The 6,005-nt window shown below is 60.5% G+C and carries 1 protein-coding gene and 1 pseudogene; one reads left to right on the forward strand and one right to left on the reverse strand.

From position 1 onward, the window contains the following. Window positions 1-166: 166 nt before the first annotated feature. Window positions 167-5,063 (reverse strand): annotated as a pseudogene (locus HT737_RS03785) (NAD-glutamate dehydrogenase). A gap of 504 nt (window positions 5,064-5,567) precedes the next feature. Between HT737_RS03785 and HT737_RS03790 the strand changes: the two are divergent. Next, window positions 5,568-5,921: a hypothetical protein gene (locus HT737_RS03790; RefSeq protein WP_182401499.1), complete on the forward strand. Its 354-nt coding sequence runs from the start codon at window positions 5,568-5,570 to the stop codon at window positions 5,919-5,921. The last annotated feature ends 84 nt before the right edge of the window (window positions 5,922-6,005 follow it).

A 6,005-nucleotide genomic window follows, 5' to 3' on the forward strand; every position in this document is an offset into this window, starting at 1 on the left:
CAGCTCCCACAGGGATCTGCGGTGAACACAAATTCTGTGAACAATCGAGAAACCTGTGGGAGCTGGCTTGCCAGCGAATGAGGCCCGATTAATCAACACAAAATCCATCAGACATAAAAAAGCGCCGGCATCTCACGACACCGGGGCTTTTTCATTCAACCACTACTCAGGCCGGTTCAAGCTCGGCATTCGCAGCAGCCGCAGGCACCACCGCCTGCCCGCTCAACGCGAGGTCCAGCAGCTCACGGTTGGCCACGGCGTACATGGCGTAGTCCGTGCCGCTCGCAGCACGGATCTCCACCAGCATGGCGCGCCAGCGTTCGATCATGCCTTCGTGCTGTGCCATCCACAGCGCCAGACGTGCTTCCACGTCCTGGGTGCCGTCGCCCTGTTGCAGGACGGAGATGGTGATCGCACGTTGCTGCCAGTCCACATCATCACGGAACGCTTCACGCGCCAGGGCCTGCCAGTTGTTTTCAACCGGCAGCGCGCTGATCTGTTGCAGGTACCAGGTGATGTCCAGCGCACTGCCCACGGCGAAGTAGGCCTTGGCCACTTCGGCCGGATCCTGGCCAGTGACGTCGGACGCTTCGATGATCGGCAGCAGCGTGTACAGGTGCGAGGTACCCGCCACCATACGCGCCAGCAACTCCGGCACACCGGCTGCGACGTAAGCCTGATAACGCGCCTGCCAGTTTTCACGGATTTCGCCGCTCAGCAGTTCGTCGAGCTTCAGACCCAGCTCCTTGAGGTGCGGACCGAAGTGCGCGACGTCACGGGCAGCGTTCTGCTCGTTGCGACGGGCACGCAGGAACCAGCGGGTAGCGCGACGGCCCAGACGCATCAGCTCGTCCATCAGCTCCAGTTGCACGTCAGCGGAGACCTGATAGTCCAGTGCTTCGATCTGACGGAACCAGTGCGGGAGGTGGAAGATGTCACGCACGATCACGTAGGCGCCGGCCACGTTCGCCGGGCTCATGCCGGTCGACTCTTTGAGTCGCTGAACGAAGGTGATGCCCATGTGGTTGACCAGATCGTTGGCGATCTGGGTGCTGACGATCTCACGCTTCAGACGGTGACGACGCATGGCTTCGGAGAACTTGCTGACCAGGGTCGGCGGGAACGCCGTTTCCATGTCGCGGGTCAGGTAGTCGTCGTCCGGCACCAGCGAGTTCAGCAGCTGTTCCTTGAGGTCGATCTTGCTGTACGAGATCAGCACCGACAGCTCCGGACGGGTCAGACCATGGCCTGCCGCAACGCGCTCGTTGATCTGCTCTTCGGTCGGCAGGAACTCGATGGCACGGTCCAGCTTGCCACGGCCTTCCAGATCGCTCATCAGACGCTTGTACTCGGCAATGCGCTCGTAGGCACGACGCGCCGCCAGGGACAGAGCCTGGGTCTGCTTGTAGTTGTTGCCCAGCACCAGACCACCGACTTCGTCGGTCATGCTCGCCAGCAACTGGTTGCGCTGCTTGTCGGTCATGTCGCCGGCCTGAACCACTTCGTTCAGCAGGATCTTGATGTTCACTTCGTGGTCGGAGCAGTCCACGCCACCGGCGTTGTCGATGAAGTCGGTGTTGGAACCGCCGCCATTGAGACCGAATTCCACACGACCCAGCTGGGTCATGCCGAGGTTACCGCCCTCGCCCACGACTTTGCAGCGCAGCTCGTTGCCATTGACGCGCAGTGCGTCGTTGGCCTTGTCGCCGACGTCGGCATGGCTTTCGCTGCTGGCTTTCACGTAAGTGCCGATACCGCCGTTCCACAGCAGATCCACCGGCGCCTTGAGCAAGGCGTTCAGCAGCTCGGTCGGGGTCAGCTTGTCGGCCTTGATGTCGAAGCGTTCTTTCATCTGCGGCGAGATGGCGATGCTCTTCGCGCTGCGCGAGAAGATGCCGCCGCCTTCGGACATGATGCTGGTGTCGTAGTCGGTCCAGGCCGAACGCGGCAGATCGAACATGCGCTGACGCTCGACGAAGCTGGTCGCCGGGTTCGGGTTCGGATCAATGAAGATGTGCATGTGGTTGAACGCAGCGACCAGTTGCAGCTTGTCGGACATCAACAGGCCGTTACCGAACACGTCACCGGCCATGTCACCGACGCCGACCACCGTGATGCTGTCTTCCTGAACATTGATGCCGCGCTCGCGGAAGTGGCGCTGTACGCCGACCCACGCACCCTTGGCGGTAATGCCCATTTTCTTGTGGTCGTAACCGGCGGAACCACCGGAGGCGAACGCGTCGCCCAGCCAGAAACCGTAGTCGATGGCGATGCCGTTGGCGATGTCGGAGAAGGTCGCAGTGCCCTTGTCCGCAGCGACGACCAGGTACGGGTCATCGTCGTCATGCCGCACGACGTTGGCCGGCGGCACCAGCGCGCCGTCTTTCAGGTTGTCGGTGATGTCCAGCAGACCCGAAATGAAGATGCGGTAGCAGGCGATGCCCTCGGCCGCGATCTCGTCACGGCTGCCGCCCAGTGGCAGACGACGCGGCAGGAAGCCGCCTTTCGCCCCCACCGGCACAATGACCGAGTTCTTCACTTGCTGGGCTTTCACCAGGCCGAGGACTTCGGTACGGAAGTCTTCTTCACGGTCGGACCAGCGCAGACCACCACGCGCCACGTTGCCGAAGCGCAGGTGCACGCCTTCGACGCGTGGCGAGTACACGAAGATTTCGAACTTCGGTACTGGCTTGGGCAGCTCAGGGATCGCGTGCGGGTTGAACTTGAAGCTGAAGTACGACTTGTTCTGGCCGTTGGCGTCAGTCTGATAGAAGTTGGTGCGCAGGGTGGCTTTGATCAGGTCCAGGTAACGACGCAGGATGCGGTCTTCGTTGAGCACCTGAACGTCGTCCAGGGCGGTCAGAATCGCCTGTTCCAGACGCTGTTGCTTGTCTTCCAGATCGTCGCTGCCCAGCTTGCGCGCCAGGTAGAAACGGGTTTTGAACAACCGGGTCAGCTCGCGAGCGATGTCGGTGTGGTTGTTCAGGGTGCTGGCGATGTAACCCAGGTCGAAGCCCAGACGGATCTGCTTCAGGTAACGGGCGTAGGCGCGCAGCAGCGCCACATCGCGCCATGGCAGACCGGCGGTCAGCACCAGACGGTTGAACGCATCGTTCTCGGCATCGCCACGCACGATGTGGACGAACGCGTCCTGCAGGGTGTCGTTGAGTTGCTGGATGTCGAGGTCCAGACCTTCGGCTGCGGTGAACGCGAAGTCGTGAATCCAGAACTCGCGGCCATTGGTGTGACGCAGACGGTACGGGAACTCACCCAGCACGCGCAGGCCGAGGTTTTCCAGAATCGGCAAGACGTCGGACAGCGCCAGCGGGGTGTCGGCGTGGTACAGCTTGCAATGCAGCTCGCGCTGACCAGACACCTGACCCAGCGGCTGATAGAAGCTCATCACCAGCGGATTTTTTTCGTTCAGGCTCAGCAGGTGCTGCATGTCGACCACGGCCGAATGCGCCGCGAAACGCTCGCGGTAGCCGGCCGGGAAGCCTTTCGGGAAGTCCGCCAGCACGTTGGTGCCGTGGGCTTCGCCGAAGCTTTCGACGGTCAGGGCAGCGTAGTCGTCCTGCCAGCTGCGGCAGGCCTGTACCACTTCTTTTTCCAGCAGCAGCGGATCGATGTCGATGCGGTTCTTCGGATCAACACGCAGGATCAACTGCACGCGAGCCAGCACGGACTCGGAGAAGAAGGTCCAGAACTCGCAGTCGGTGGCCTTCAGGCGCTCCATCAGCACCTGCTGGATCTTCTGGCGCACTTCGGTGGAATAGATGTCGCGCGGCACGTAGGCCAGGCAGTAGCAGAAGCGACCGTACGGGTCTTTGCGCAGGAACACGCGGATCTTGTTGCGTTCCTGGATCTGCACGATCGACATCACGGTGCTGAACAGTTCGTCGACCGGGGTCTGGAACAGGTCATCACGCGGCAGCACTTCGAGGACCTGCGCCAGTTCCTTGCCCAAGTGAGCCTTGGACTGGAAGCCGGAACGGCGTTCGATTTCTTCGACCTTGCGGCGGATGAACGGGATGACCCGCACGCTCTCGCCATACACCGAGGAGGTGTACAGGCCCATGAAGCGGTGTTCCTTGATGACTTTACCGTCGGCGTCGATTTCACGGATCGACACGTAGTCCGGGTAGGCCGGGCGGTGTACACGGCTCGGGTGCGCAGCCTTGGCGAACGACAGCAGGGTCGGTTCGCGCAGGTAGTTCACCGCGTAGTCTTCGATGTGACGGTCTTCGTTGGTCAGACCGGTGCGCAGCAGTTTGGTCAGACCGAGGAAGGAATTCTGGTCGTATTCGATATGGCCGCCATCGGCCTGATCGACAACGGTGAACTCTTCGTAGCCGAGGAAGGTGAAGTGGTTGCCCACCAGCCATTCCAGGAAGCTCTTGATTTCGCTCTTTTTCGTCGGCATCGACGGCGAATGCGCTGTGATCGAGCTTGGTGAGGATCTCCTGCACCTTGGCCTTCATCGGCTCGAAATCAGCGACCGCGACGCGCACTTCACCGAGCACCTGCTCCAGCTCTTTGCTCAGCACATTCAGTTCGGCCGCGTTGGCGCAGCGGTCGATTTCCAGGTACATCAGCGACTCGTGCAGCACGCCTTCGCCGGTACTGCCTTTTGGCAGGATTTCCAGCAGTTCGCCCTTGCTGCCACGACGCACGCTGAGCACGGTGGTCTGCAGGGTGTGGATGCTGTAGCCGCGACGGTTCAGCTCGGTGCGGACCGAGTCGACCAGGAACGGCAGGTCGTGGTGCAGCACTTCGACCGCGGTGTGAGTCGACTGCCAGCCATGACGCTCGTAATCAGGGTTGTAGACGCGCACTTGCGGTTGCGCGTGATCGAAGCGCTCAAGCAGGCGCCACGCGGAAAGAGTACAGCCAGCGAGGTCGGAGAGGCGACGTTGAGTCAGCTCGTCCAGGGAAATGATGCCGAAGAATTGTTCAGCGAACAGCGCCACTTGTGGCAGTGCCTGTTCACTGATGTGCTGCGCCAGTGCCGCTTGCAGTTGGTGCTGGAAGTCGGCTTTGCTGGCTGCGGTGAAGAACGCCATCTGTGGTACTCCGCTTAAGCTTGTTATTGATGGAAAGCGTCGCGTGCAACACCCCTTGCGGGGCTTGTGTCGCCCTGTTCCTGAATCTCGGGCAGAGGAAACAGGGGGACAGGTGGGTGAAGCTGGACGAGACACTCAGGTCACATTCACCTTCCATTGAATGGGCATCTGCAAAAACGACTGTCGAGGCCGCCGACAATGCCTTTACGGGTGCTCATCCGTTGCGCAGCTTAATGGGTGCGACAATGTGTCTGCTTGCGGTGCTGCGACATATTCGGTCATTGGCACGTAAACCAAGGCTTTGGCAACGGTAAACACTAGCAGTCATGGCGCAAAACGGCGGCTTGAATGCCCGTATTTACGGTACATCTGTGCCAGAAGTGACCATTGACCTGTGTCGCGTTCGCGACACATCCTCTGACACTCTCACATGCAGAAATTCCCGAGGCTGGCAGAATCGCGCCCAATTGCGACCAACACGCCCGCCGAGGCAGGAATTCCCCCATGCAAATGACCACCGCCCTACTGATCGTCAACCCGTGCGACGACGAAGAAGACAACATGGCCATGCTCTGCTGCCATAGCGACAAGGGCGATATGTTTCTGATGAGCCGCTATCCGGACGAGGACGAGCTGGAGATCACCCTGGATGGCGAGCCTTCGACGCTCGACGGCGTAAAGGTCACCCTGAGCAAAACGCAGTTGAAGATCGAGATCGCGGCGGCGGATGCCGATGCGCTGAATGGGGATGATGTGCTGGAGATCACTTTCAACCCGGATATGGTGGATCTGGAGGAGGTTGAGGAAACCTTGAAGAATATTCTGGATGGCACCGGGACCTATATCAGCCAGATTTAAGGGTGCCTGAGTCGGCCTCTTCGCTGGCAAGCCAGCTCCCACAGAGAGCGATGTGTTGCATAAATCGCATTCGCACCGCTGATA

This window comes from Pseudomonas sp. MD195_PC81_125, assembly GCF_014060985.1.
GTDB classification, from domain to species: domain Bacteria; phylum Pseudomonadota; class Gammaproteobacteria; order Pseudomonadales; family Pseudomonadaceae; genus Aquipseudomonas; species Aquipseudomonas parakoreensis.